This is a genomic window from Methylotenera versatilis 301 (assembly GCF_000093025.1).
GTDB lineage: Bacteria > Pseudomonadota > Gammaproteobacteria > Burkholderiales > Methylophilaceae > Methylotenera > Methylotenera versatilis.
This window is the reverse complement of record NC_014207.1, coordinates 1,784,934-1,811,926: the sequence shown is the minus strand read 5'-3', so window position 1 is coordinate 1,811,926 and position 26,993 is coordinate 1,784,934. Positions and strand designations below refer to the sequence as shown.

Here is a 26,993-nt window from a genome sequence, read left to right as displayed (position 1 = left end):
ATAACATGCAAATTTCGTTACAACAAAAAAACATGAAACCAAAACTAATATTGGTTGCAATTTTAAGTGCTTATGCCATGCCTCAAATAGCGATGGCAGAAAACAAGGCCGAGGTTTTAGAGCTAAGTAAAGTGGAAGTGGTCGGTACAACGCCTTTGCCAAGTATCGGTACACCAATTAACCAAGTACCATCAAATGTTCAAACAGGCTCTTCAAAACAATTTGATCAACAGCAGTCATTAGATTTATCTGAGTATCTCGATAATAACCTTGGCTCAGTCAATACCAGTAACAGTGTCGCTAACCCATATCAAGCAGATGTGCAGTTTCGCGGCTTTACAGCCTCACCGTTATTAGGAACACCACAAGGTCTTTCTGTATATATGGATGGCGTACGTGTAAATGAAGCTTTTGGGGATATTGTGAACTGGGATTTGATTCCAGCAAATGCGATTGCCAATATTAATTTAATTCCAGGTTCAAACCCGCTATTTGGTTTGAATACATTAGGCGGTGCGTTAGCAGTTCATACAAAGAGTGGGGCTGAATTTCCAGGTATAAAAGCGACTGTGTATGGTGGCTCTTGGGCACGTCGTGCTTTTGAATTTGAGGCAGGTGGTGAAGATAAAGAAAAGAATCTGGATTACTTTGTCGCCGGTAATATATTTAAAGAAAATGGCTGGCGCGAGCATTCATCAAGCGATGTGAAGCAAGTGTTTGGTAAAGTAGGTTGGCAAAATGACACCAGTGATTTGGATTTATCTGTAGCACTTGCAGACACTATGATGGAAGGCACGCAAGCTGTTCCATTATCAAGTTATAACCAACCAAAAAAAGCATATACCTACCCAGATTCAATTGGTAATCAACTTTTTATGGTTAATTTAAAAGGTAGCCATTTTTTAACTGATGATAAGTTAGTTGCAGGTAATGTTTATTACCGTAAAAATAAAAGTACGGGTTTTAATAGTAATGCTGAGTCTATTGCCCCAAGCGATTCACTCAATATTTCTACCAATACAAATCAAGATGGTTTTGGTGGAGCCCTGCAAATGACCTTATTAGGTGATTTAGCAGGTCATAAAAACCAGTTTACTGTGGGCGCAAGTGCAGACTTTGGTCGCACCGATTTCACGAGTGACTCTATGGTGGCCAGTATAGTTGGTAATGAGACGGTTACAGATGATCCAACAGCAGCACCAACAGCATTTGTGCGCTTAAAAGCACGTAATGACTACTACGGACTATACGCAACAGATACATTCTCTTATACCGATAAGTTGCATTTAACATTATCCGGTCGCTATAACGTGGCAAAAGTTAACTTATCTGGCACAACGCATGATGATAATGCAACGCCAGTTGACTTTCCATTAGAGGGTAACCATCACTACAGTCGCTTCAATCCCGCCATTGGACTTAACTATAATCCTTCGACGGATTTGGGCTTTTATGGTGGTTATAACGAAGGCATGCGTGCAGCTACACCAGTTGAGCTAAGCTGTGCTGAAGATGGTCGCCCATGCTCGCTTCCAAATGCATTTGCGGCTGACCCACATTTAGAAAAGGTTGTAGCTAAGACATGGGAAGGTGGCGTTCGCGGCAAGTTAGCAAGCAGCCTTAACTGGAATATGGGCTTGTATACTACTGAAAATAGTGACGATATTCAGTTTATTGCTAGCAGTACGCCTACATTAGGCTATTTTAAAAATGTTGGTGAAACTCGTCGTCGCGGCTTTGAGCTAGGCTTAAATGGTAAATTTGATGCACTAACTCTTGCCGTTAACTATGGTTTTGTAGATGCGACTTACCAATCTGATTTTACCGTAGGTTCGCCCGCAAATAGCAGTAAAGATGGGTTAGATCAAATACAGGTGTCAAAGGGTGACAAAATTCCAGGTATAGCCCGCCAAACACTTAAATTACGTGCTGCATATGATGTAACACCTGCTTGGAGTGTCGGCACAAATATTGTACTTGCAGCAGGTCAATATGCGCGTGGAGATGAGAATAACCAAGATGCAAACGGTAGAGTGCCCGGTTATGCAGTTGTCCATCTGGATACGCATTACAGCATTAACAATAATTGGAAATTGTTTGCCAAATTGAATAATGTGTTTGATACGCAATATGCAACGTTCGGCGTGCTTGGTAATAATATTTTTAATGGTTTAGATGAACAATTCCGCTCACCAGCAGCCCCACGTGCTGGGTGGGTGGGGGTGACTTACGAGTTTGGTCGTTCAAAAACTGCTTCAGCAGCAGTTGATGCAGATTAAGTAGGTTAGACCTTGCAGTTAGCCCATCACATCTCCGGCCAACCTTCAGCCATGTTAAAGCAGCAATCTAAATTACTGATTGTGGAAGACGAAGTGTTGTTCGCTAGGGCGGTGATGCGTCGATTGCAGAAAGCTGGTTATGAGTGTGCGCATGTTGAGAGTTTGCAAGATGCGCGCACCATTTTTAAACAGTTCTCGCCAGACATCGTATTGCTTGATATGCGCTTGCCTGATGGCAATGGTTTAGATCTGCTGGCTGATTTAGTGGTTAAAAATGTTGCTGTGATTGTAATGACTGCGCACGGTGAGATTAGCGATGCGGTCAATGCAATCAAACAAGGTGCAATCGACTACCTCAAAAAGCCGATTGATTTAGAAGAGTTATTGTTATCGGTTCAAAAGGCTGAAGCTTCAGCGATTCAAAGCAATAGTTTGGACTACTCACGTCAACGCAACGCACATGCGATTGATGGTGTTGAGTTGCTGGGTGATAGCCCCGCGATGCAAAGTGTGATAATGCAAATTCAGCGTATTGCACAGTTAGTCGCTGCCGATACAGTGCCGCCAACAGTATTAATCAGCGGTGAAACCGGAACTGGTAAAGATGTTGCAGCACGTTTATTACATTTATCTTGTCAGGTCAAAGGTCAAAACAACGATAAGCCGTTTGTGCATATTGACTGCGCTTCATTGCCGCCAGATTTAATGGAAAGCGAACTATTTGGTCATGAGAAGGGCGCCTTTACTGGAGCGTCTGCAACACGCCCAGGGTTGATTGAAGCCGCAGAAGATGGCACGCTTTTTTTAGATGAAATTGGTGAGTTACCTTTGGCTTTGCAAGCCAAGTTGCTCAATGTGCTAGAGCGTAGAATGGTGCGTAGGATAGGTTCCACCAAAGAACGTCCCGTACCTGCACGTTTTATTGCCGCTACCAATCGCGATTTGCATGAGATGTCTCTCACAGGTAGTTTCAGGCAAGATTTGTACTACCGTTTAAATGTCATGAGTATTGGCATGCCGCCACTGCGTGAAAGAGCTGCAGATATTCTGATGTTGGCTAAACATTTTGCCATACAGACTTCAAGGCGTTATGGTTTGGCGACGCCTGTATTTTCTACAGATGCCATTACCATGATTAAAAGCTACGACTGGCCAGGTAATGTGCGCGAACTTCGCCATCAGGTGAGTCGCGCCATGTTGTTGTCACAGCAAGGCAATATCACAGAGCTTGATTTTGCGCTTCCCATGAATCGACTGCTGCTGGATGCTAATCAACATGCGGCAAACACCATGCTTAATTCGCAAGCTACTTTGGATGAGGTTGAGAGAGCTGTTTTATTAAAAGTCATGGCTGAGTCAGATAATAACGTGTCTAGAGCGGCGCGTAAGCTTGGTATTACTCGTATGACGATGCGTTACCGCCTAGAAAAACATCAATTAAACATTAAAACAGAAGAGTAACTATTATCAATAGTAAGCTGTTTTTTTGCTAAACCCTCAAAAAATTTCCCAGTAATTTCTTATTTGATCTATCCATAACGCCACATTCTCAAATGACGGCACAGCCGTCGCATGGTATGATTTGAGCAAATTCAAACTGGAAAAATGTCATGCAAATTGGAACACCATTAAGCCCCAATGCCACTCGCGTTATGTTGCTAGGTAGCGGTGAATTAGGTAAGGAAGTGATTATTGCATTGCAACGACTAGGCGTAGAAGTGATTGCCGTTGATCGCTACAAAAACGCACCAGGTCATCAAGTGGCACATCGTGCTTACACCATCGACATGACAGATGATAAAGCATTGCGTGACCTAATCGCCCAAGAAAAACCGCATTTAATCGTTCCAGAAATTGAAGCGCTGAACACCAATACCCTTGCGGATGTTGAATCTTCTGGCATTGCGACGGTGATTCCTACTGTTAAAGCCGTGCAACTCACAATGAACCGTGAGGGTATACGCAGATTAGCTGCGGAAGAGCTTAGTTTGCCAACTTCACCTTATGCCTTCGCTAGAAGTGAAGCTGAGTTACAAGCTGCGATTGACGCAGGCATTGGCTATCCATGCTTTATCAAACCGACCATGTCATCCTCTGGCAAAGGTCAGTCACGTATTACCAATGCGAGCGAAGTGAAAACTGCATGGGATTATGCGGCTTCAGGTGGTCGTGTGAATCAAGGTGTGGTGATTGTTGAAGGTCAAATTGATTTTGATTATGAAATTACCTTGCTGACTGTACGCGCAAAAAATGCAGCGGGTGAAACTCAAACTTACTTCTGTGAACCTATTGGACATGTGCAAGAAAAGGGCGATTACGTCGAAAGCTGGCAACCCCAGGCAATGACGACAGGTGCATTACAAGAGTCTAAGCGCATTGCAAAAGCTGTGACTGATAGCTTAGGTGGACTAGGCTTATTTGGCGTAGAACTGTTCATTAAAGGCGATAAAGTCTGGTTCAGTGAAGTCAGCCCGCGTCCGCACGACACTGGTATGGTGACTATGGCTAGCCAACGCTTTAGCGAATTTGACCTACATGCACGTGCCATTCTAGGTTTGCCAGTAGATGTGAGTTTACGTGATGCCGCAGCAAGCGCTGTTATTTATGGTCAACACGAAACTAATAATTTAGTGTTTGATGGCGTCGAAGCTGCATTAGCCGTACCTAGTAGCGATATTCGTCTATTCGGTAAGCCTGAATCTTTTATTAAAAGACGTATGGGTGTGGCGCTCGCTACAGGCAAAGATACAGATGAGGCAAGAGGCCGTGCAAAATTGGCTGCTAGTCTAGTTAAACCTAAAGTAGCACCTAAAACAGCATAGGTTGGTTGAGTTCAAATGCTAGATAAAATTGACGAAGTGGGTAGCAATAAAAGTACGTTTTATGAGTTGCTGGGCGGAGAAGCGAACGGCACTGAAAATATCCGTAATTTAGTAGAAACTTTTTACGATATTATGGATAGCGACCCTAAAGTCGTTCCTCTTCGTGCGATGCATCAGCCAGATTTAACTTCCGCACGCGAGAAGCTCTTTATGTTTCTTACTGGATGGACTGGCGGTCCGCAGCTTTATATTGAGCGTTATGGTCACCCCATGCTGCGTGCGCGCCATATGCCATTTCCTGTGGATGAATCAGCACGCGACCAGTGGATGTATTGCATGATTAAAGCCATGCATCAGTTGAACTTTGAAGATGACCTTATGAAGAAGTTAGCCAACCAGTTGTATGGAGTGGCTGATTTTATGCGCAACCGAGAATAGCCTTAACTCTTATATATGAAGAGTTAAGGCCCAATCTATTTTAAGTATTTTGAATCACAATGTTCGGAAACTTCCCGCTGTGATCTAAACTGGTATTAGCGATTTTAATTGCAGCTTTACGTGCAATCTCTTTGTAAATATTGGCAATCTTAGAATCTGGAGTGGCAACTACTGTAGGTTTTCCGCTATCAGCTTGTTCGCGAATAGTGATGTCTAAAGGTAAGCTGCCTAGCAAATCTACGTTGTAATCTTTGCACATTAAAGCACCGCCGCCTGCGCCAAAAATATGTTCTTCATGACCGCAATTTGAGCAGATATGCGTGCTCATATTCTCGACAATACCTAAAATTGGGATGCCGACTTTTTCAAACATCTTCAAGCCTTTACGAGCATCTAACAGCGCAATGTCTTGTGGAGTGGTAACTATAATTGCACCAGTGACAGGAATTTTTTGTGCAAGCGTCAGTTGAATGTCGCCAGTGCCTGGCGGTAAATCGACGATAAGATAATCTAAATCACGCCATTTTGTTTCACGTAATAACTGCTCTAATGCACCCGTTACCATTGGGCCACGCCACACCATAGGCGTATCTGCATCAATTAAAAAGCCAATCGACATTGATTGTATGCCGTGTGCTTCCATAGGGTCCATCGTTTTGCCATCTTTACTTTCAGGGCGCCCGCTAATACCTAGCATTTGTGGCTGGCTTGGGCCATAGATGTCTGCGTCTAGCAAACCAACGGTCGCGCCTTCTGCAGCCAATGCCAATGCCAAGTTAACAGAAGTGGTTGATTTACCTACGCCCCCTTTGCCAGAAGCCACCGCAATGATGTTTTTCACGTTAGGTAATAATGTCACACCTTGCTGGGCTTTATGCGCAACGATACGGCTACCTATATTCACATTCACATTGCCAACATCAGGTAAAGCTTTTAGCGCATTACTTACCAGTGCTTGCACGTCTGCAATCACTGACTTTGCTGGGTAGCCAAGCACAATGTCTACGCTGACATCATTACCATTGATTTGGATATTTTTAGCAGATTTGCTGCTGATAAAATCTTTGCCAGTGTGCGGGTCTATGCAAACTTTTAATGTGCTTTGGATAAGTAATTCTGAAATTGCCATTGCGTAAATTCCTGATTGTAGAGTTAGGGTTAATAACTTGAGTAAAAAGATAAGGTATTTTAACTGATAGTTTGATTGAATGTCTGTTTGATAACTAAGTCGTAGGTGTGTTTTGTTCAATATAATCGCTAATCAGCGCTGGGTGAAGCACGCGTCATTTGCTAGAATAGCGATTTAGCTTAATAGATCCATTTATCTCATGGCAACTGCAAACACCCCTCGTAAAATTCTTGTAACTTCAGCACTTCCATACGCCAATGGCAGCATTCACCTTGGACATTTGGTGGAATATATTCAAACTGATATTTGGGTACGTTTTCAAAAAATGCAAGGGCATACTGTGCATTATGTGTGTGCCGATGATACCCATGGCACGCCAATAATGCTGCGCGCAGAAAAAGAAGGCATCACACCAGAAGCCTTGATTGACGGTGTTCATAAAGAACATACCGCAGATTTTAGTGAGTTCTTAGTTGAGTTTGATAATTACTATTCAACCAATGCGCCTGAAAATAAAGAGCTGTCGCAAAGTATTTATAGAAAATTAAAAGCCAATGGCAAAATTGCTACAAAAATCATAGAGCAGTTTTACGATCCAGTTAAAAACATGTTCTTGCCAGACCGCTTTATTAAAGGCGAGTGCCCAAAGTGCCATGCGAAAGACCAATACGGTGATTCATGTGAAGTCTGTGGCGCAACTTATAATCCGACTGAGTTGATTAACGCGTATTCCGCTGTTTCAGGTGCTGCACCAATTCGCAAAGAAACAGAGCATTATTTTTTCAAACTTTCAGAATGTGAACAGTTTTTAAAGGATTGGACACGTTCAGGCACGCTGCAAGGTGAAGCAGCTAACAAAATGGGCGAGTGGTTTGAAAATGGTTTAAATGATTGGGATATTTCCCGCGACGCACCATATTTTGGTTTTGAAATTCCAGATGCGCCAGGTAAATACTTCTATGTGTGGTTAGATGCGCCTATAGGCTACATGGCGAGCTTCAAAAACCTTTGCCAAGCCAAAGGTCTGGATTTCGATGAATATTGGTCTAAAGACAGCAAAACTGAGCTTTACCATTTTATTGGTAAAGACATTCTGTATTTCCACGCATTGTTCTGGCCTGCAACGCTAGAGTTCAGCGGACACCGTAAGCCTACACAAATTTTCGCCCACGGATTTTTGACCGTAAATGGCGAGAAAATGAGTAAGTCACGCGGTACATTTATTACTGCTCGCAGTTACTTAGAGCATATTAAAAATCCAGAATACTTGCGTTACTACTACGCGGCAAAAATCAACAGCACTATGGAAGATATTGATTTGAGCTTAGATGACTTTGTCGCGCGTGTGAACAGTGACTTAGTAGGTAAGTACATTAATATAGCGAGTCGCACAGCTGGTTTTATTAATAAGCGTTTTGATGGAAAACTAAATCCGACTGCCAATAATATTGTCGTGGCTGAAATTAAGGCATCAGCACATGCTATCGCTGAAAGTTACGAAGCGCGTGAATATGGTAAAGCCTTACGTGAAATTATGCGTTTGGCTGATATAGCGAATGGCTTTGTTGCTGACAAAGCGCCGTGGGTCATTGCAAAACAAGAAGGGCAAGATGAAGCTTTGCAGCAAGTGTGTTCAGATGCGCTTGAGATGTTCCGCTTGCTTACATTGTATCTAAAGCCAGTACTGCCAAAACTTGCATACGAGATTGAACGTTTTCTCAATATAGAGCCGCTCATTTGGCAAGCTGTAGGCGCATCATTGCTACCAGCACATAGCATCAATGCTTATGAACACTTAATTACACGTGTAGACCCTAAACTGATTGAGGCTATGACCGAAGCTAATAAAGAAAATCTAATCGCTACGCCACAAGTAAGTGAACCTACGGTAAGTACGGCCGCACCAGTGGCAGCAGCTTTACCTGAAGCTGAATATATCAGCATTGATGACTTCACTAAAGTGGATTTGCGTATCGCTAAAATCGTCAATGCTGAACACGTAGAGGGTGCCGAAAAACTGTTGAAGTTATCGCTTGATATAGGCGAAGATAAACCACGCCAAGTGTTTGCCGGCATTAAATCTGCTTATGACCCTGCGACTTTAGTTGGGCGCTTGACTGTCATGGTGGCAAATTTAGCGCCACGCAAAATGAAGTTCGGCATGAGTGAGGGCATGGTGCTAGCGGCAAGTGATGAAAACGGTGGCCCATTTATTTTAAGCCCGGATGTAGGCGCAAAGCTAGGTATGCGCGTTAAGTAATCATAGGTATTAATTTTGTGGGAACCTATGTGCACAAATATAAGCGCCTGTAAATTTTTTAATAAGTAATTTTCTATGATTTATTGGTATAAGAAAGTGTTTTGTTTAAATAACTGGAGGAGTACAAGTGAAATTTATTAAAATACCTTTATTGGTAATTTTGCTATTATCAGGTCAAGCGATGGCAGCGGACAGTACAGCTAAAACAGCAGTTGGTGGCGGTTTAGGCGCCGCAGTAGGTACTGCGCTTGGAGGCGTTGTTGGTGGTAGCACAGGCGAAGTTGTGGGTGGCGCTGTAGGTGGCGGTGTTGGGGCCGGAGTGACTACCAAAGGTGAAGGTCAAACTGGTGCTATTGTTGGCGGTGCGGCTGGTGGCGCTGGCGGCGCTTATGTAGGTCGTAAAGTTAGCGGTAGTGGTACTGGCGCAGTTGTTGGTGCGGGTCTTGGCGGTGCTGGTGGTGCAGCAGTAGGTAAAGTGATTACTGAGCCAGGAAGTTCATCAGCTCAGCATGATCGTCAGTATAAAAAACATCATAAACATGGTAAAGGTCATGCTTATGGACATAATAAGCATCATGATGATTAATAAAAATGTAAGATAATAAAAAGCCCCGAATTTCGGGGCTTTTTATTAGGCACTATCACATAAGTAAATAGCAATTACTTAACACGATTAAATAATTGCTCACCTATAGAGTTAAGATTTACTTAGCTTTTGCTTTTGCATCAGCTGCTTTTTTCTCAGCCTCAGCTTTTTTAGCGGCTTTCTTTTCATCTGCGGCCGCTTTTTTAGCAGCTTTTTCGTCAGCTTTAGCTTTTTTAGCAGCTTCTGCTTTAGCTTCTTTTGCTGCTTTAGCATCATCAGCTTTTGCTTTTTTTGCAGCGTCTTTATCATCTGCTTTAACTACTACTTTTTCATCAGCTTTAACTGGTTTCTCAACTTTATCTGCTTTCTTAGTCGCTGCTTTATCTTCTACTTTAACTGTCGCTGCTGGAGTCGCTTTTTCTGCTTCTTTCGCTGGTTTTGATTCTTTCACGGGTTTTGCTTCTTTAGCTGGAGCAGCTTTTGTGTCAGCTGGTTTTGCTACTGCGGTAGTTGCACCACTTATAGAAATGTCTTTACGAACACTTTGTAATGTGACTGGGCCAACACCGTTAACTTTTTCAAGTTCATCAACAGATTTGAATCCACCATTTTTTTTGCGGTAATCAATAATGGCTTGAGCTTTTACTGGGCCAATGCCATCTAGGCTTTCAAGTTCAGCTTGAGTGGCGGTATTAATATTTACACCAGCCATCGCACTAAGGCTGAAGCTTAAAAAGGTAACAAATGCTAATAATATTTTTTTCATTTTTGATTCTCCAAGGTTTGAAAAGCACGGTTAAAACTAATAATAAAAAGTATTACTCAAAAAAATTGAATTACTTGGTCAATCATAACTTAAAAGCTATCAATGATACAAATAGTTACAATACAAAATATATCATGCCACAGTCATGCTTACACCAAGCTTACAAAGCCAAGTTGCATTCTTGATGAATTGCTTCTAACGCTTTACGAGGGTCTTCAGCCTTGGTGATCGGGCGACCTATGACTAAGTAGCTAGATCCATTCTTTAGTGCATCTGCAGGCGTAACAACGCGTGATTGGTCATCTTGGTTGACGTTAGCTGGGCGTATACCAGGGGTAACTAGGCAGAATTCAGCGCCTAACTTGGTACGTAACATTTGAGCTTCTAGTGCAGAACAAACAACGCCATCTAAACCAGCTTGCTGAGTTAATGTTGCGAGATTCATGACGTGAGTAGTCAAGTCAGTATGTATGCCGACTTGATTTAAGCTGGTTTGGTTCATGCTAGTCAGCACGGTTACGGCTATTAGCAATGGTTTAGATTCACTTTGTTGAACAGCTTGTTGTGCGGCCTGCATCATTTCTAGGCCGCCGCTGGCATGTACATTGAGCATCCAAACACCTAAGTTGCTAGCTGCGGTACATGCTTTGGCTACTGTATTGGGAATGTCATGAAACTTTAAGTCTAAAAATACGCCAAAATTTGAGCGAGTTAATTGCTCTACAAATTTTGGACCTGCTGCAGTAAATAGCTCTTTACCAACTTTTAATCGACAAAGCGATGGGTCAAGTTGTTTGACAAGATTGAGTGCGCTGGCTGCATCTTGGTAGTCAAGTGCAACGATAATTTTAGGGTCGTTATTCATGGGTCAGTTTTGCATTAAATGGTTGTTGGTTCTGCTGGCAGTGCTTCCCATGCGTTGCATGCTGGGCATTGCCAGTGGTGATATTTAGCTTTGAAGCCGCACTGCACACAGTGATAAGCGGTTTTGTTACCTATGGCATGGCGCACAGTTTGCTGCATCAGCTGAATATCGTTAAATGTAGTATTTTCTGAACTGTTGGTATGTTGCTTTAAAGCAATGGTTCTAGCTTGCAGTAGTTGATCTAGAACGCTTAGGCTAGGCATCTTAATTAGCTCAGTGCGCGCTAGTATAGCTGCGCTTTCAGGCCCTTTTTCAGCTAGGGTAGCTTCGTACAATACATTAATCAATGAAGCTAATTTATAGTTTTGCAAATAGGTTTGCAGTAGTGCTAAACCGTCAGCGGTTTGATTTAGTGCGCGATAGCTATTCAGCAGTTTAGGTGCAATTAAGCCTAAATACTCTGGTTGCTGAAATTCGATTCTACGCCATGTTGAAATCGCTTCTTTATGTGCATCGGCTTCGGCTTCCATATCACCTAATAACACATTAGCTCGCACACAGTTTTTATTCGCATTCAGTGCTTGTTCTAATTCGAATCTGGCGGTGTGCAAGTCATTGGCTAATTTTGATTTAACTGCCATTTCGCAATAGTAATGAGCAACTTCAACGCGGAATGGCACGCCAGATAAGCGCTCTAACTCAGTTGCGGCTTTAATCGCACGCTCCCATTCGCGTTCTCTTACATAGATTTCAAGCAAAGCACGCAGGGCAGGTTGGCGATACCTGTCATCATCTAGTGATTCAAACAGTTCTTCTGCGCGGTCCAGTAAGCCAGCTTTTAAGTAATCTTGTGCAAGCTCAGCAGTAACGGCCAATTTCTGTTGAGGCTCCAGATCCTTTTTATCTAACAAGCTTAAATGTAAATGAATTGCACGGTCGACTTCGCCACGTTTTCTAAACAGGCTTCCTAAGGCAAAGTGCAGTTCTAATGAGTCTGTGTTTGCTTGAACAGCCTCAGAGAAAGCTTCAATGGCTTTATCGTGTTGATTGGTGATAAGGAAGTTCAAACCCTTAAAGTAGGCAGCAGGTAGCGCAGTAGATTCAGCGAGCAGTTGTTTTAGGTCAACACGGGCAGCTAGCCAACCTAAGCTAAAAAACAGGGGAAGTGCTAACAACCACCAAAATTCAAATTCCATGAGGTTTCGCTTTTACTAATGCTTGGTTATATAGAATGTTTAATTGCGTCATGCGGCTTGATTTGCACAAATTTTGCATAGGTGTAATTTTAGCTTAAATAATTGAATATAGTTCGCTTTAACTAATGCTGTTTCTGATAGACAATAAAATTGATGTGCAATAAAAAACGGCAGCTAAAGGCTGCCGTTTTTTTATTTAAACACTAATACTTTAAACTAGAAGTTAATTCAGATGCTTAAGCTAGGTATTTAACCCAAGTCCACACGTTCACGTAACTCTTTACCAGCTTTAAAGTGAGGTACGTGTTTTTCTGGTACTTGCACTTTACTACCGGTTTTAGGGTTACGACCTAAACGTGGTGGACGATAATTTAAGCTAAAGCTACCAAAGCCACGTATCTCGATGCGCTCGCCAGTAGCGAGGTTATCGGACATTGCATCTAAAATCGCCTTCACTGATAGTTCCGCATCTTTTACTACCAACTGCGGAAAGCGCTCAGCAAGCAAGGTGATTAGTTCAGATTTAGTCATGCTTTATGTGCCTTTATCTTGACTATTTAGTTTATTTTTTGCTGTCTAATTTAGCTTTTAATAAAGCACCAAGGTTGGTTGTACCAGCAGAAGCTGCGTCATTTGGTACTTGTGGTGCAGCATCTTTAGCTTTTGCAGATTTAGCTTTAGGTTTAGCATCTGTTTTTTCTTCAGTTGAAGCACTTGCGCCTGAAGGGTCAGCAGAAAGTTGTTTAACACCTAATGAAATACGCTCTTTTTCTACATCGATTGCTAAGATAACTGCTTGTAACTCGTCACCTTTTTTGAAGTTGCGGATAGCTTCTTCGCCAGTTTGTGACCATGATAGGTCTGACAAGTGAACTAAACCATCGATACCGCCTGGCAAGCCAATAAACACACCGAAATCAGTGATAGATTTGATTTGACCTGAAACGTTATCACCTTTGTGATGTGTTGCAGAGAAATCATCCCATGGGTTAGCTTTACATTGTTTCATACCCAATGATAGACGACGACGAGCTTCGTCGATTTCAAGAATCATGACTTCAACTTCGTCGCCTAATTGAGCGATTTTGCCTGGGTGAATATTTTTGTTAGTCCAATCCATTTCTGAAACGTGAACTAAACCTTCGATACCTGGTTCGATTTCAACGAATGCACCGTAGTCAGTCAAGTTAGAAACTTTACCGAATAGACGTGTTGAAACTGGGTAGCGACGTGTTAATGCAACCCATGGATCGTCGCCCAATTGTTTGATACCTAGTGAAACACGGTTTTTCTCTTGATCGAATTTCAAGATTTTCGCTTCAACTTCTTCACCTACTGTTAATACTTCAGATGGGTGTTTTACACGACGCCATGCTAAGTCAGTAATGTGTAGTAAACCATCAATGCCGCCCAAATCAACGAATGCACCGTAGTCTGTAATATTTTTAACGATACCTTTAACCACTGCGCCTTCAGCCAATGTACCCATTAACGCATCACGGTCTGCACCAGCGCTAACTTCCATTACCGCACGGCGTGAAACAACGATGTTGTTACGTTTGCGATCGATTTTGATTACTTTTAGGTCACATTCTTTGTTTTCAAAAGGAGTAGTGTCTTTTACAGGACGTACATCAACCAATGAACCTGGTAAGAATGCCATGATGCCGTTTACAGAAACGCGTAAACCGCCTTTAACTTTACCGCTAACGAAACCTTTAATGATACGGCCTTCGTTCATCGCATCTTCTAAATCTAACCATGTTTCCATGCGTTTTGCTTTTTCGCGTGAAAGCAATGTTGAACCGAAACCATCTTCCAATTTTTCGATTAACACTTTTACGAAGTCACCAACTTGAACTTCGATTTCGCCTTGAGCGTTTTTGAATTCTTCAGCAGCGATAACGCTTTCTGATTTTAGACCAGCATTAACAATTACGTGATCTTGGTCAACTGAGATAACCTCAGCTGTAATCACTTCACCAGAACGCATTTCTTGGTGAGCTAAGCTTTCTTCAAAAAGCGCAGCAAAAGATTCCATCGGTGAAGCAGTAGATTTAGAAGTAGAAGCCATTAAATAAAATTACCTAAAAAATAATCCCACCTAGCAGTGGGGTGATTAAAAAAACCTGCGAATTAATGTAAAACGCAGACGAAAAATTCTTAAAAATTACAAAGAATAGAATTATAACTAAAACATTGAAAAATAAAAGACTATTTACTAAATTTATTAGTAATTTTCTAATAAAAACAGTATAAAAACTTAAGTATTTTGCAGAATTTGGTATTTTTGCAAAATATAGTCCACTGCGTCCGAAATACCTACATTATCCGTTTCAAGCAAAATCGCGTCATCAGCCATGAGCAATGGAGCACTTGCACGACCTTTATCTCTTGCGTCACGTTCCGTTAAGTCTTGCAGGATATGTTCATAATTGGCGGGCTGATTTTTGCCTTGCAGTTGTTTGTAGCGGCGTAAGGCGCGAGTTTCAGTGCTTGCCGTGAGAAACACTTTCAATTCTGCTTCTGGAAATATCACGGTTCCCATGTCTCGCCCGTCTGCAATTAAGCCAGGTGCTTTGCAAAAGCTATGTTGCATGTCGACTAAAGCTGCACGTAATGGTGCGTGTACAGCTACTTGCGATGCGCCTTTACCAATTTCTTCAGTACGTATCTCGTTGGAAACATCTTGATTATTGAGTAAAACCTGCTCATTGATAAATTCAATTTTGAGCGTTTTAGTGCATGCAGTAACGGCTAAGGCGTCACTCCAAGGGATATTATCTTGCTGCGCTGCAAACGCAACAATGCGGTATAGCGCACCAGAATCTAAGTAATTAAAGCCAAGTTTGCTTGCAACTAGTTGTGCGACCGTGCCTTTACCTGATGCAGAAGGTCCATCGATAGCGATGACAGGGAAATGATTCATTTATTTAGCTATACTCATTTTACGATACTTGCAAATTGCGCAAAGTAATCAGGGAATGTCTTATTGACGCACTTAGGGTCGTTAATGGTAATTGGCACGCCACCGAGTGAAACCAGTGAAAAGCACATGGCCATGCGGTGGTCATCATAAGTGTCAATCACCGCATTAGGGGTAAGTTGAGCGGGCGGTGTGATTTTAATGTAGTCCGCACCTTCTTCTACAATCGCACCCACTTTGCGTAACTCAGTTGCCATCGCGGCGATGCGGTCAGTTTCTTTTACGCGCCAACTGGCGATATTGCGTAAGGTTGTTGTGCCTTGGGCAAATAGGGCGACAATCGCTAAAGTCATTGCTGCATCGGGAATGTGGTTGCAATCTAAGTCAATGGTTTTAATTTTCGCTGCCTTATTCGCGGTGATATGGTTTTCGCCATAAGATATTTCTCCGCCCATTATGGCAAGTGCATCAGTAAATTTCACATCACCTTGTATGCTATTTTCGCCTAGACCTTCTACGCGTACATTTCCACCAATTGCACCAGCTGCTAAGAAATATGAAGCACTTGATGCGTCTCCTTCAACGAAGATCTGTTTAGGTGAGATATAGAGACTATCCGCAGGAATAGTAAACCTTTGCCAACCGTCACGCTGCACATTCACACCAAACTTCGCCATTAAATTAAGCGTAATTTCAATGTAAGGTTTAGAAATCAATTCGCCCACAACCTCAATGGTAGCTTTTTGCTTGGTGAGCGGAAGCGCCATCAGCAGGGCTGTTAGAAACTGGCTGGAAACATCACCTCGAATTTTGATGGATTTGGATAAATCAATATTAGGAGCGGCTATTTTTAACGGTGGAAAGCCGCTGTTGGCTAAGTATTGAATATCAGCTCCAGCTTGTTTTAGTGCGTCTACTAAGTCGCCGATGGGGCGCTCATGCATACGAGGTACGCCAGATAGCGTATAGTCGCCGCCTGCTAAAGCAAGGACGGCGGTAAGTGGTCTGAATGCTGTACCAGCATTACCCAAAAATATTTCTGCTTTTTTGTTTGGAAAATTGCCACCGCATCCTGTTACTCGCCATGCATTCTCAGCAAAATTTTCTAGCTTAACACCGAGTGTTTGTAATGCTTCTAGCATGCGCGAAGTATCATCCGAAGCTAATAGGTCGCGAATTTCGGTAGCACCTTCACTAAGTGCGGCAAGGAGTAAAGTGCGATTTGAAATGCTTTTCGAGCCTGGTAGCGTGATATTGCCTTGAACTTGATGGCTGGCGGGAAGGGTGAGTTGTTCCATTTTTATGTCTTTATTGTCTATTTTTTGCCCAAGCATTTCGAGCGGTGCTTGCGCGATTAAAGAGGGCTTGTAAGCCAGCACCATCTTCGTTGGTGAGTAATTGTTTGAGTTGAGATAGCTCGTTTTGGTAAGCGTCTAACTCACTTAACAAAGCCGTTTTGTTGGCTAAACTAATGTCGCGCCACATTTCGGGGTGGCTGCCTGCGATTCGAGTGAAGTCTCTAAAGCCACTGGCGGCGAAGCTAAATAGCTGTGCGGCATTCGGGCGAGAGGCTATGTCATCGACTAAAGCAAATGCCAGTAAATGCGGTAAATGGCTCACTGCGGCAAAAATACCATCATGCGTTTCAGCGGACATTTCACTTACATTGGCACCGCATGTGCGCCAAAGTTCAGCGACTACGGCAACGCCGTCTTTATTGGTTTCTGCAGTAGGGGTTAAAACAATGTTTTTGCCTGCGTATAAATCAGACATTGCAGCGGTTACGCCACTTTTCTCTGCGCCAGCGATGGGGTGCCCACCGACAAACTGATTGAATTGCTCGCCTAAAACTTCTTTTGCGCACGCTAAAACATCACTCTTTGTGCTGCCTGCATCAGTAATGACTGTGTTACTGCTTAAGTGCGGCTTGATGCTTTGTAAGATGCTGGCTGTTTGTGCGACTGGTGCGGCAATCATTATCAAGTCCGTATCTTGAAGTGCTGCATGGATGTTGGCTTCTTGTGTATCAGAAAACGCATCAATCACACCTAGTTTTAGGGCTTCTTGCAAACTTTCCTGACTGCGGCCAATGCCTGTTATATGCGTTGCGCTGGCTTTTTTAAGCGCTAGCGCAAAAGAGCCACCAATCAAACCCACACCAAAAATGACGATTTTTTTCAAAAGTTAAAAGTTTTCAGAAGAAATGCTACAAGTTAAAAAACTGAATTGTAGCATTTTTGGTTACCGACAGTTACTTAGCGTGAAGGTGCGCAGAACCGTAAAACACCATTTAATAGATAGGGGACCGGTGTTTTTGACAACCAATGACGATTATCTGCAATCAATGGATAGGCGCGGGTAAGTATGGGCCTGAGTGATTTACTTCCCCAAATTTTGGCAAGACTGCTAAATCCAGCAGCTCCATAAGCGACTGCAAACACATCTACTCCTTTAATCCAATTGCCTGCAGCATCTTGCGCATGAATACGCTCCATCATGACTTCTTTGGTGGTGGGGCAAAAGTCAGGTTCATTGAATGCTTGGTTTGAGCAATCCACTAAAATTAACTTGTTCTCAAAATCAGTCTCTTTAATGGTGTGCATTTCGCTGGCGCAAAGTGGACAAGAAGCGTCGTAATAAATAGTCAGTGGAAATTGTATGTTTTGTGTCATTTTGTTTTCCCTTATGAGTTGTTGCCACGTATTAACATTTGAATTTTTGCGCCGTATTTCATAATTTTTGTCAGTGTTTCTGGTTTTAGTTTAATCATTTCATCGCCCCAAATAGACAGAGTTTTCATTAACTCCAGCATATCTTGAACGCGTTTTTTAGCTTCTAATTCATTGTTGTTAAATGTACTCTCTGACAAATAGCGCTCTAAAAACTGTACGGTTGGGTCGAACTCTCGTGCTTTACGTTCGGTAATTACCGTGCGAAATAACTCCCAAATATCGAGCGATGTTTCAAAGTAATCGCGTCTATCGCCCATCATGTGAGTGATGCGTACTAAGTGCCAGTTTTGTAGTTCTTTTAGACTGTTGCTGACGTTTGAACGTGCGACTTGTAAGGTGTCGGCAATTTGTTCTGCGTTCGCCGGTTTGCCAATAAAGTATAAAAATGCATGTATTTGCGACACGGTACGGTTAATGCCCCAGCGCGTGCCCATTTCACCCCAATGCAAAATAAATTGATTGCCCAGCTCACTTAATTGTATTTTTTCGTTTGATTCAATATTGGCTTCAGTGTTCATTTTTATATCCTCTAAAAAATACCATTTGACACAGTATCTCATTCGTCATATATTTCTGTCAATACAGAAATTAAAGAAATAATAGATTTGTATTTTATAAGGTGGATAAAATGAAAGTACTTATGTTGGGAGGTAATGGTTTTATAGGAAGCAGCATCGTGGCAAAACTTAAGCAGCAGGGCGTTCATGTGTTGATAGGAAGCCGTAATCCAGCTGGGAGTGTCGATATGGTGAGCATACGCATGCAAGAAATGTTGCTGGTGGATAATTGGCTGCCAGTATTGAAAGGCATTGATATTGTCGTGAACGCTGTGGGAATTTTGCATGAAAGAAATCTTCTATCACGTATTCAATCAAAACGTGAAACTTACGATAAGGTGCATAATTTAGCACCAGCGGCCTTAGCTCAAGCTTGTGCCAAGATGAATGTTCGATTAATTCAAATTTCAGTGATAGGTTTAACAGATCTCGCAAAAAGCCGTTTTATAAGTTCTAAATTTGCAGGTGAACAAGGCATTTTAAATAGTGGTGCGCAAGCAATTTTAGTTCGTCCATCATTGTTGGACGGCGCTGGCGGCTATGGTGCTAAATGGTTTAGAAGGGTGGCAACATGGCCTGTGCAGTTTGTGATGAAATCAGAAGGTCTGATTGCGCCATTACAAGTGGCTGATTTGGGGGAGGCGGTAGCTAATCTATGCCAAATGGATTTTGATAACTTACCAAAAGTAATAGAGCTTGGAGGCAACGAAGTTTTTGCTATTGAACAATATCTGACTAAATTGCGCACTCAAACAAGCCAAAAGCGTGCTTTGCAAATTGCTGCGCCTAAAATTTTCGTGCGATTATTTAGCCATATTTTTGATTTGTTAGCTTGGACGCCGTTGTCATTTGGACACTTTGAGTTAATGCAAGGCTACAATGTGCCTGCAAAAAATATGCTGCCGATATTACTTGGACGTAAACCGACCGAGATAGGTGCAAAAGCTGAGCGCGATTGCTTGAATTTACCTAACTTACAATTAGAAGTTGGAAAGCTAAAAGCGATTAGAGGTGTTTAATAGATTGCTTAGATGAGCTGCCATTCACCATCAATCAACATTTCAAGAGGCTTATAATTTTGTTTATAAGCCATTTTTTTGCTATCTCTAATCCAATAACCTAAATATAAATAAGGGAAATTGAGCGTTTTAGCCCATTCAACCTGCCAAAGTACGTTGTAAGTACCCAAGCTTGCGTGCGGGTCACTAGTGTCGTAAAAAGTGTAAACAGCTGAGATGCCATCGAGCACAATATCAATCACACTGACCATTTTAAGTTGATCGTTTTCTCTAAATTCGACCATCACACTTTCTACATTGGTTTGGCATAAAAAACTTTGATATTGCTCAATTTTTTCAATTTCTGTAATTCGCTCTGACTCTTGCTCAGGATTTTGTTCAGATTCCGCATGACGTGCAGCTTGGTAAGCTGCGTATAGTTCATAGTGCTCTTCATGATAGGCAATAGGCAGAATGGTGGTGGTGAGGTTCTGGTGGTGTTTGTACGCGCGTTTCTGACTGCGATTTGGCACAAAATCATTTAGCATCACTCTTACTGGTATGCATTCTCGGCAGCTTTCACAATGTGGTCTGTAGGCAAACTTACCACTACGTCTAAAGCCTTGCTGAATCAGGCCGCTGTATATATGTGCGTCAATTAAATGCTGCGGTGTGGCAATTAAACTTTGCGCGAGTTTATTGGGTAAATAACCACAAGTGTAGCCAGTGGTGACGTAAAACTGCAGCTTACTTAGAGGTGGTTCTGATGGAATTGTCATACTAAGCGCTTACCAAAAATTTTAGATGTTGAATAAAAAGATCTCGCTCAATCTCACGTCCATCAAAGCTGGCGAGTAACGGTGTTTTCATCTGGCAATCTATCAGGCCAACATTTTGTGTTTGTAAGTATCTTACCAGATGCACAAAGGCTACTTTTGAAGCATCTGTTAGATGATGAAACATACTCTCTCCATAAAACATGTGCCCAATCTTAACGCCATAACAACCACCGACCAATTGATTGTCAAGCCAGCTTTCCATACTTATGGCATAACCTAAGCGGTTAAGTTCACTATAGGCGGCTATCATTTCATGGCTAATCCAAGTACCTGCCGGGTTATTGTTTTTGTCTAATCTAGGTGTATTGCTACAGGCGGTCATGACTGCACTAAAATTTGTATTAAAGCGCACCTCGAAAGGCTGTTTTTTGAGTGTTTTTCTCAGTGAATTTGATATTTTTAGCTCATCTGGAAAAAGTACCATGCGTGGGCTTGGGCTCCACCACATCACAGGTTCGTCCTCGTTAAACCATGGAAATATTCCTTGCTGATAAGCTTCTAGCAGACGTGTTGCCGATAAATCACCGCCAATCGCAATTAAACCATTTGGGTCTTTTAGTGCCATAGATAAAGGCGGAAACTCGCAGTCATCCTCTAGACTAGCGACCCGTCCGCTGGGCAATTGATAATAGGCGTAGCTCATAAATTTCGTGTGAATTTAACGGTCGATTTGATTGAAGTTAAATGTTAGTTTACCTTGTTTAGCCTTTATGATTAAATGAATCCTATGTCTTTGTCATCACATAAACTTTTAAGATTATTCGTGTTGCTTTTGTTGACATTGTTTATTAGTGAAACTGTTTATGCAAGCGGCATGATGGTATCCGTAGAAGTTACCCCTAGCCATGCAGAGGCACAAGCTGAGCATTGTCATGAAGTACAGCTTGTTCAGCAAGCGCATGAAAAGCAGCACGCGCATGCAAACTGTAAAGATTGCGGTCATTGTTTTGCCTGCTTTTCAATGATGGTGCAAGCTCCATTGAGTTCTCCTGCTTTACAAAAAACGGTGATTGCAACAGCACTCTTTGTTGAAATTTATCATTCCCCCAGCACTGCTCAACCTCAAAAACCACCCATCGCATAGCTCATAAGCTTTGTCCTGCCCGTCGTTTGCGCATTTGTAAGCGATGAGCAGGTCATCAATTTTAGTTTTATTGTGGATCGTACACAGTAAGACCTGATTCTATAGATGGGGTGTATATGAAATTTTTCCGAATAATGCTCACTTGTGTATCAGTCAGCTTGGCGCTCGGTGGTTGCGCGACATTTTCTCAAGACGGCGGTTTTGATGGAGTGAAAAAAACAAGTGCTGAGCATATCAAGCAAGAAATAGTTTGGTCAAAAACCGAGGCAGAACAAAAAGCTGTCGCCGATAGAGTGGCTGAGCTATTAAAAACACCACTGAATGCCGATAGCGCGGTGCAGCTCGCTTTGCTCAATAATAAAGATTTACAGGCTTCGTTTTACCAACTAGGTATTTCTGAAGCGGATGTTGTGCAAGCAGGGCGTTTGCCAAACCCTAAGTTTTCTATGTTGTATGCCAGAAATGACGGTGATTACAAAATAGAACAAGCGCTGACTTTTAACATTTTTTCGCTGGTCACCATGCCAAAAATGTTGGAAATTGAGCGTAGCAACTTTGAAAAGACCAAGCGATCCGTCGCACTTGATGTTTTAAATTTAGCGCATGAAACGCGGCTTGCCTATTTTAATGCTGTAGCTGCAAATGAGCGTTTGAGTTATAGCGAACAAGTCAAAGAGTCTGCAGAAGCCAGCGCTGAGCTGGCAAATCGCATGGTGAAGGCTGGTAATTGGAACGCGCTTGAGCAGGCGACCGAGCAAAGTTTTTACGCAGAAGCAATTGTTGAGTATGCCAATTCAAAGAATCAACAAACCAGCGCGCATGAAGCATTGTCGCGTTTGCTTGCGCTACCTTTAGACCAGCTAGTTTTAGAGAAACGCCTGCCAGATTTACCTCAAACCATAGATGAATTGCATGCTTACGAAAAAACCGCATTTGAGCAACGTTTGGATCTGCAAGCGATGCGTTTAGAAACGCAAGCTTTAGCTAAGCAACTTGGGCTTACTAAAACTACGCGCTTCATCAATGTGCTAGAAATTGGTCCTGCAAGAGTGTTAGAGGGTAGACGTGGCGATCCCTATAAAAAAGGCGTGGATATATCATTCGAGTTGCCTTTGTTTGACTGGGGTAGTGCGAAGGTGGCGAAGGCTGAGGCGACTTACATGCAGGCGGTGAATCGTACCGCGCAATTGGCGATTAATGCGCAATCGGAAATACGTGAAGCCTATAGCCGCTATCAGACAAATTATGAAGTAGCTAAACATTATCGCGATGAAATCGTTCCACTGCGTAAAAAAGTATTACAAGAGAATCAGCTGCGTTACAACGGCATGTTAATTAGCCCATTTGAGCTGTTTGCCAATGCCCGTGCGCAAGTTGCAAGTGTGAATAGCTATATCGCAACATTAAATGAATTTTGGTTGGCAGAAACTGCATTGCAGATGTCACTAATTGGCAGTGCCAGCAAAGAAGGAAAATGAATATGAACGACTTTTTAAGTAGACGTAACTTTTTTAAATTAGCAGGTGCTGGCATCGCAGCATCCACCGTTAGCAAGGTTGCAATGGCGGCTTTGCCTGAAATTGTTTCAGCAGAAAGCGCAAATACACAAACACCGTTGCACCCTGATACTGGCCGACCTTACAACCCAGTGGTGACCTTGAATGGCTGGAGTTTGCCTTGGCGTATGAATAACGGCGTTAAAGAGTTTCACTTAGTGGCAGAGCCAGTTGTGCGTGAAATTGCACCTGGTATGAAAGCGCATTTATGGGGCTACAACGGTCAAAGCCCAGGCCCGACCATTGAAGTGGTGGAGGGCGATAAGGTGCGTATTTTTGTAACAAACAGGCTGCCCGAAGTAACCAGTGTGCATTGGCATGGACAACCTGTACCCAATGGCATGGATGGGGTGAGTGGTTTAACTCAGCCTGCAATAGCGCCCGGTAAGACTTTTGTGTATGAATTTGAAGCTAAACGTGCGGGTAGCTTTATGTATCATCCACACGCTGATGAAATGACACAAATGGCGATGGGGCTGATGGGTAGCTGGGTCACGCACCCTAAAAATCCTAAATTCATGCCTGTAGATAGAGATTTTATCTTTTTGCTGAATGCTTATGATATTGACCCCGGAAGCTACACTCCAAAAATCAATACGATGCTGGATTTTAATTTATGGACATGGAATAGTCGTGCATTCCCAGGTATAGACCCGCTTGTGGTGCGCAAAAATGACCGAGTGCGTATCCGTGTGGGTAACCTCACCATGACCAATCATCCAATTCATTTGCATGGTCACGAGTTTCAAGTGACAGGTACCGATGGCGGTTGGGTACCGCCTACAGCAAGATGGCCGGAAGTGACTACAGATATTGGCGTAGGGCAAATGCGCGCGATTGAGTTTGTGGCAAATAACCCTGGTGATTGGGCCTTCCATTGCCATAAAAGTCATCACACGATGAACGCGATGGGGCACCAAGTACCGACCTTGCTAGGTGTTCAGCAGGGAGATTTAGTCGATAAAATTAGTAATTTAGTGCCAGATTATATGGCAATGGGCGAAACGGGCATGGCGGAAATGAGCGATATGGCGGCGATGATGCCGATGCCATTACCAGAAAATACCTTGCCGATGATGACGGGTAAAGGGCAGTTTGGCGATGTTAATATGGGTGGTATGTTTTCTACCTTAAAAGTTCGTGAAGGTTTAGCGAAAGGTGACTACAAAGACCCCGGACATTATCAATTTCCAAAAGGTACTCTGGCTTATGAGTTTGTTGGCGATGCGCCAGAACCGCCAAGGCAATCCGCGACCGATGAAAAAGCTGCGGTAGAAGTACAGGTGCGCAAACCTACAGGCCATGCTGGACATTAATCAGGAGTTGTCATGCAATATATTATTTTTAAATATTTAATCACAGCAGGCGTAGTAGTCATGGTGTCGGAGTTTGCCAAGCGCAGCGATAAACTTGGCGGTTTGATTGCTGCTCTGCCATTGGTGACAGTACTCACGCTGATTTGGCTGTATGTTGAGCATCAGCCAACTAGTAAAATTGCTAACCATGCGTACTATACTTTTTGGTATGTGTTGCCAACTTTGCCCATGTTTTTGCTTTTCCCTTACTTGCTGCCTAAATGGGGTTTTGTGCTGACATTGGTATCTTGTGTGATATTTACCATCGTCACTTTTTTACTATTTGCCTTGTTGGTAAAACAGTTTGGTATAGACCTAATTTAGATAGGGTTAATTTTAGCAAGGTTTTTGTAAAAAAAGCTTCTTAATCATACGATTAGCGCGTAAAATGCCCGAACTTAAAAATTTGTAGCGAATACCTTGGAACAATACACAACAATGCTCGCAAAGCCCATTCACAGCTATCGCCCTTACTGGGCGAAGCGGTTTGGTGCTGCGCCGATTTTACCTATGTCTCGTGCCGAGATGGACGAACTTGGCTGGGATAGCTGCGACATTATTTTGATTTCTGGTGATGCTTATATCGATCATCCGAGCTTTGGTATTGCTTTAGTCGGACGTTTGCTAGAGGCTCAAGGTTTTCGCGTGGGTATTATCTCCCAGCCAGACTGGCAAAATGCCAATGCTTTTAAAGCACTAGGTAAGCCTAACCTGTATTTCGGTGTGACTGCTGGCAATATGGATAGCATGGTGAATCGTTACACGGCGGATAGAAAAATTCGCAGTGATGATGCTTACACACCAGATGCTGCGCCAAATAAGCGTCCTGATAGGGCTGTGCTAGTTTACTCGCAACGCTGTCGTGAGGCATATTCAGATGTGCCTTTGGTGATTGGTAGCATAGAAGCCAGTTTGCGCCGTATTGCGCATTACGACTACTGGAGCGATAAAGTCCGCCGCAGTGTGTTGATAGATTCTAAGGCGGATATTTTGCTTTACGGCAATGCTGAACGCGCTTTAATCGAGTTAAGTCATCGCATCGCTAAAGGTGAAAAAGTTGCGGATATTCAAGATATTCGCGGTACTGCTTTTTTGCGTAAGAAGATTCCAGAAGGTTGGAGCGAGATTGAAAGCACAAAACTAGATCGCCCAGGCACAGTTGAAAAGCATGTTGACCCATATGAAATGAAAATGGGTAAGGCTGATGCAAGTTGTGCCACAGACGAAAACAATGCCAAGCCAGCTTTGCCTGAAGGCACGAAAGCAATTGAAATCGTACGTAAGCCTAAAGCAGATCGCGCTAAACAGGTTGTTCGTTTGCCAGATTATGAAGCTGTCGCCCAAGACCCAGTGTTATATGCGCATGCTTCACGTGTGTTGCACTTGGAAGCTAACCCCGGCAATGCGCGCGCTTTAGTGCAAAAGCATGGCGATAGAGAAGTGTGGCTCAATCCACCGCCGATTCCTCTTACCACCAAAGAGATGGACTACGTTTACGATATGCCATATGCGCGTAAGCCGCATCCAGCCTACGGAAATGCAAAAATCCCTGCATGGGAAATGATACGTTTTAGTGTGAATATCATGCGTGGTTGTTTTGGCGGCTGTACGTTTTGTAGTATTACAGAGCACGAAGGTCGCATCATTCAAAGCCGTAGTGAAGCATCAATTTTGAAAGAGGTTGAAGAGATTCGCGATAAAGTTGATGGTTTCACTGGTGTGATTTCAGATCTCGGTGGTCCAACGGCCAATATGTACCGGATTGCTTGTAAATCAGAGACCATTGAGAAAAACTGCCGTAAGTTAAGCTGTGTTTATCCTGGCGTTTGTGAAAACTTGAACACAGACCACACGGCCTTGATTCAGTTATACCGTAAGGCACGTGCCATTAAAGGTGTTAAGAAGATTTTAATCGGCAGTGGTGTGCGTTATGACCTTGCAGTGAAGTCGCCTGAATACGTCAAAGAGTTAGTGCAACATCATGTGGGTGGCTATTTAAAAATCGCTCCTGAACATTCTGAAGAGAATGTACTCAGTAAAATGATGAAGCCCGGTATGGATGCTTATGATGAATTTAAAGCCATGTTTGAAAAATTTAGTGCTGAAGCAGGTAAGAAGCAGTATTTGATTCCATATTTTATTGCAGCGCATCCGGGCACCACAGAACTAGACATGCTCAACTTAGCGCTCTGGCTGAAGAAATACGACTTTAAGTTAGATCAAGTACAAACCTTTACGCCCACACCAATGGCAATGGCCACGGCGATGTACCATTCAGGCAAAAACCCATTGCGCAAAGTCACTGCAGATTCTGACAATGTGCCAATTCCAAAAGCGGGCAATGTGCGTAAATTGCATAAAGCGTTTATTCGCTACCATGACCCTAACAACTGGCCAATGCTGCGTGAGGCATTAATCAAAATGGGTCGCGAAGATTTAATTGGTAACGGCAAGCAGCATTTGATTCCTGCTTGGCAACCACTTTCGAACAAGCCGATTACTACAGTGCGGGGTGAAAAGCTTGAAAGAACTATTCGACCTAGACGTGTGTCAGAAGTCAAACGCAAATATTCCTAATAGCTCTTGCCGGTTAAGTTAAAGTATT

The 26,993-nt window shown here is 42.8% G+C and carries 25 protein-coding genes; 12 read left to right on the top strand and 13 right to left on the bottom strand.

Features of this window, described 5'->3' with window-relative positions; genetic code table 11:
* Positions 1 to 5 precede the first annotated feature (5 nt).
* The 4 genes from M301_RS08295 (at position 6) to M301_RS08280 (ending at position 5,539) form a co-directional block, all read left to right on the top strand.
* Positions 6 to 2,279 (top strand): TonB-dependent receptor, encoded by a 2,274-nt coding sequence (locus tag M301_RS08295; RefSeq protein ID WP_013148317.1) that lies wholly within the window; start codon positions 6 to 8, stop codon positions 2,277 to 2,279.
* A 12-nt stretch (positions 2,280 to 2,291) separates the two neighbouring features.
* On the top strand, positions 2,292 to 3,740 hold the full coding sequence (locus tag M301_RS08290) for a sigma-54-dependent transcriptional regulator (protein ID WP_013148316.1): 1,449 nt from the start codon (positions 2,292 to 2,294) through the stop codon (positions 3,738 to 3,740).
* 149 nt (positions 3,741 to 3,889) lie between these two features.
* Positions 3,890 to 5,101: a formate-dependent phosphoribosylglycinamide formyltransferase gene (gene purT, locus M301_RS08285; protein WP_013148315.1), complete on the top strand. Its 1,212-nt coding sequence runs from the start codon at positions 3,890 to 3,892 to the stop codon at positions 5,099 to 5,101.
* A 15-nt stretch (positions 5,102 to 5,116) separates the two neighbouring features.
* Positions 5,117 to 5,539, top strand: coding sequence for a group II truncated hemoglobin (locus M301_RS08280; RefSeq protein ID WP_013148314.1), 423 nt, complete (start codon positions 5,117 to 5,119; stop codon positions 5,537 to 5,539).
* A gap of 40 nt (positions 5,540 to 5,579) precedes the next feature.
* Here M301_RS08280 and apbC read toward each other — a convergent pair whose 3' ends face one another.
* A complete protein-coding gene (apbC, locus tag M301_RS08275) occupies positions 5,580 to 6,668 on the bottom strand; it encodes an iron-sulfur cluster carrier protein ApbC (RefSeq protein ID WP_013148313.1) in 1,089 nt (362 codons plus the stop codon).
* Positions 6,669 to 6,867: 199 nt separating this feature from the next.
* Between apbC and metG the strand changes: the two genes are divergently transcribed.
* Together metG and M301_RS08265 are read left to right on the top strand one after the other, a co-directional pair.
* A complete protein-coding gene (gene metG / locus M301_RS08270; protein ID WP_013148312.1) occupies positions 6,868 to 8,928 on the top strand; it encodes a methionine--tRNA ligase in 2,061 nt (686 codons plus the stop codon).
* A 127-nt stretch (positions 8,929 to 9,055) separates the two neighbouring features.
* Complete coding sequence (locus M301_RS08265; RefSeq protein ID WP_013148311.1) at positions 9,056 to 9,514, top strand: hypothetical protein; 459 nt, start codon at positions 9,056 to 9,058, stop codon at positions 9,512 to 9,514.
* Positions 9,515 to 9,632: 118 nt separating this feature from the next.
* On the opposite strand, the gene M301_RS08260 is transcribed toward M301_RS08265, so the two are convergent.
* The 10 genes from M301_RS08260 to M301_RS08210 form a co-directional block, all read right to left on the bottom strand.
* The gene (locus M301_RS08260; protein ID WP_013148310.1) at positions 9,633 to 10,280 is read right to left on the bottom strand and encodes a ComEA family DNA-binding protein; all 648 of its coding nucleotides are present in this window, start codon (positions 10,278 to 10,280) and stop codon (positions 9,633 to 9,635) included.
* 160 nt (positions 10,281 to 10,440) lie between these two features.
* The gene (gene pyrF / locus M301_RS08250; RefSeq protein ID WP_013148309.1) at positions 10,441 to 11,145 is read right to left on the bottom strand and encodes an orotidine-5'-phosphate decarboxylase; all 705 of its coding nucleotides are present in this window, start codon (positions 11,143 to 11,145) and stop codon (positions 10,441 to 10,443) included.
* Positions 11,146 to 11,159: 14 nt separating this feature from the next.
* Positions 11,160 to 12,341: a lipopolysaccharide assembly protein LapB gene (gene lapB, locus M301_RS08245; RefSeq protein WP_013148308.1), complete on the bottom strand. Its 1,182-nt coding sequence runs from the start codon at positions 12,339 to 12,341 to the stop codon at positions 11,160 to 11,162.
* A gap of 249 nt (positions 12,342 to 12,590) precedes the next feature.
* On the bottom strand, positions 12,591 to 12,872 hold the full coding sequence (locus tag M301_RS08240) for an integration host factor subunit beta (RefSeq protein ID WP_013148307.1): 282 nt from the start codon (positions 12,870 to 12,872) through the stop codon (positions 12,591 to 12,593).
* 31 nt (positions 12,873 to 12,903) lie between these two features.
* A complete protein-coding gene (rpsA, locus tag M301_RS08235; RefSeq protein WP_013148306.1) occupies positions 12,904 to 14,415 on the bottom strand; it encodes a 30S ribosomal protein S1 in 1,512 nt (503 codons plus the stop codon).
* A gap of 189 nt (positions 14,416 to 14,604) precedes the next feature.
* Positions 14,605 to 15,270: a (d)CMP kinase gene (cmk, locus tag M301_RS08230; protein ID WP_013148305.1), complete on the bottom strand. Its 666-nt coding sequence runs from the start codon at positions 15,268 to 15,270 to the stop codon at positions 14,605 to 14,607.
* 14 nt (positions 15,271 to 15,284) lie between these two features.
* Positions 15,285 to 16,565 (bottom strand): 3-phosphoshikimate 1-carboxyvinyltransferase, encoded by a 1,281-nt coding sequence (aroA, locus tag M301_RS08225; protein WP_013148304.1) that lies wholly within the window; start codon positions 16,563 to 16,565, stop codon positions 15,285 to 15,287.
* Between the two features lie 10 nt (positions 16,566 to 16,575).
* A complete protein-coding gene (locus M301_RS08220; RefSeq protein WP_013148303.1) occupies positions 16,576 to 17,448 on the bottom strand; it encodes a prephenate dehydrogenase in 873 nt (290 codons plus the stop codon).
* A gap of 74 nt (positions 17,449 to 17,522) precedes the next feature.
* Positions 17,523 to 17,939, bottom strand: coding sequence for a thiol-disulfide oxidoreductase DCC family protein (locus M301_RS08215; protein WP_013148302.1), 417 nt, complete (start codon positions 17,937 to 17,939; stop codon positions 17,523 to 17,525).
* Positions 17,940 to 17,950: 11 nt separating this feature from the next.
* Complete coding sequence (locus tag M301_RS08210; RefSeq protein WP_013148301.1) at positions 17,951 to 18,517, bottom strand: GbsR/MarR family transcriptional regulator; 567 nt, start codon at positions 18,515 to 18,517, stop codon at positions 17,951 to 17,953.
* Between the two features lie 110 nt (positions 18,518 to 18,627).
* On the opposite strand from M301_RS08210, the gene M301_RS08205 reads away from it, so the two are divergent.
* Entirely contained in the window at positions 18,628 to 19,575 is a 948-nt protein-coding gene (locus M301_RS08205) for a sugar nucleotide-binding protein (protein ID WP_013148300.1), read from the top strand.
* A gap of 8 nt (positions 19,576 to 19,583) precedes the next feature.
* Here the strand turns inward: M301_RS08205 and M301_RS08200 are convergent, their stop codons facing one another.
* Positions 19,584 to 20,333: an arginyltransferase gene (locus tag M301_RS08200; RefSeq protein WP_013148299.1), complete on the bottom strand. Its 750-nt coding sequence runs from the start codon at positions 20,331 to 20,333 to the stop codon at positions 19,584 to 19,586.
* 1 nt (position 20,334) lies between these two features.
* Entirely contained in the window at positions 20,335 to 21,036 is a 702-nt protein-coding gene (gene aat, locus M301_RS08195) for a leucyl/phenylalanyl-tRNA--protein transferase (protein ID WP_013148298.1), read from the bottom strand.
* Positions 21,037 to 21,207: 171 nt separating this feature from the next.
* Here aat and M301_RS08190 point away from each other — a divergent pair, with 171 nt between their 5' ends.
* From M301_RS08190 to M301_RS08170, 5 genes are all read left to right on the top strand, one after another.
* Complete coding sequence (locus M301_RS08190; protein WP_148218590.1) at positions 21,208 to 21,477, top strand: hypothetical protein; 270 nt, start codon at positions 21,208 to 21,210, stop codon at positions 21,475 to 21,477.
* A gap of 116 nt (positions 21,478 to 21,593) precedes the next feature.
* Complete coding sequence (locus M301_RS08185) at positions 21,594 to 22,955, top strand: TolC family protein (protein ID WP_041359392.1); 1,362 nt, start codon at positions 21,594 to 21,596, stop codon at positions 22,953 to 22,955.
* Between the two features lie 2 nt (positions 22,956 to 22,957).
* Complete coding sequence (locus M301_RS08180; protein WP_013148295.1) at positions 22,958 to 24,349, top strand: multicopper oxidase family protein; 1,392 nt, start codon at positions 22,958 to 22,960, stop codon at positions 24,347 to 24,349.
* A gap of 12 nt (positions 24,350 to 24,361) precedes the next feature.
* Complete coding sequence (locus M301_RS08175) at positions 24,362 to 24,712, top strand: DUF3147 family protein (protein WP_013148294.1); 351 nt, start codon at positions 24,362 to 24,364, stop codon at positions 24,710 to 24,712.
* A 114-nt stretch (positions 24,713 to 24,826) separates the two neighbouring features.
* On the top strand, positions 24,827 to 26,965 hold the full coding sequence (locus M301_RS08170; protein WP_013148293.1) for a YgiQ family radical SAM protein: 2,139 nt from the start codon (positions 24,827 to 24,829) through the stop codon (positions 26,963 to 26,965).
* The last annotated feature ends 28 nt before the right edge of the window (positions 26,966 to 26,993 follow it).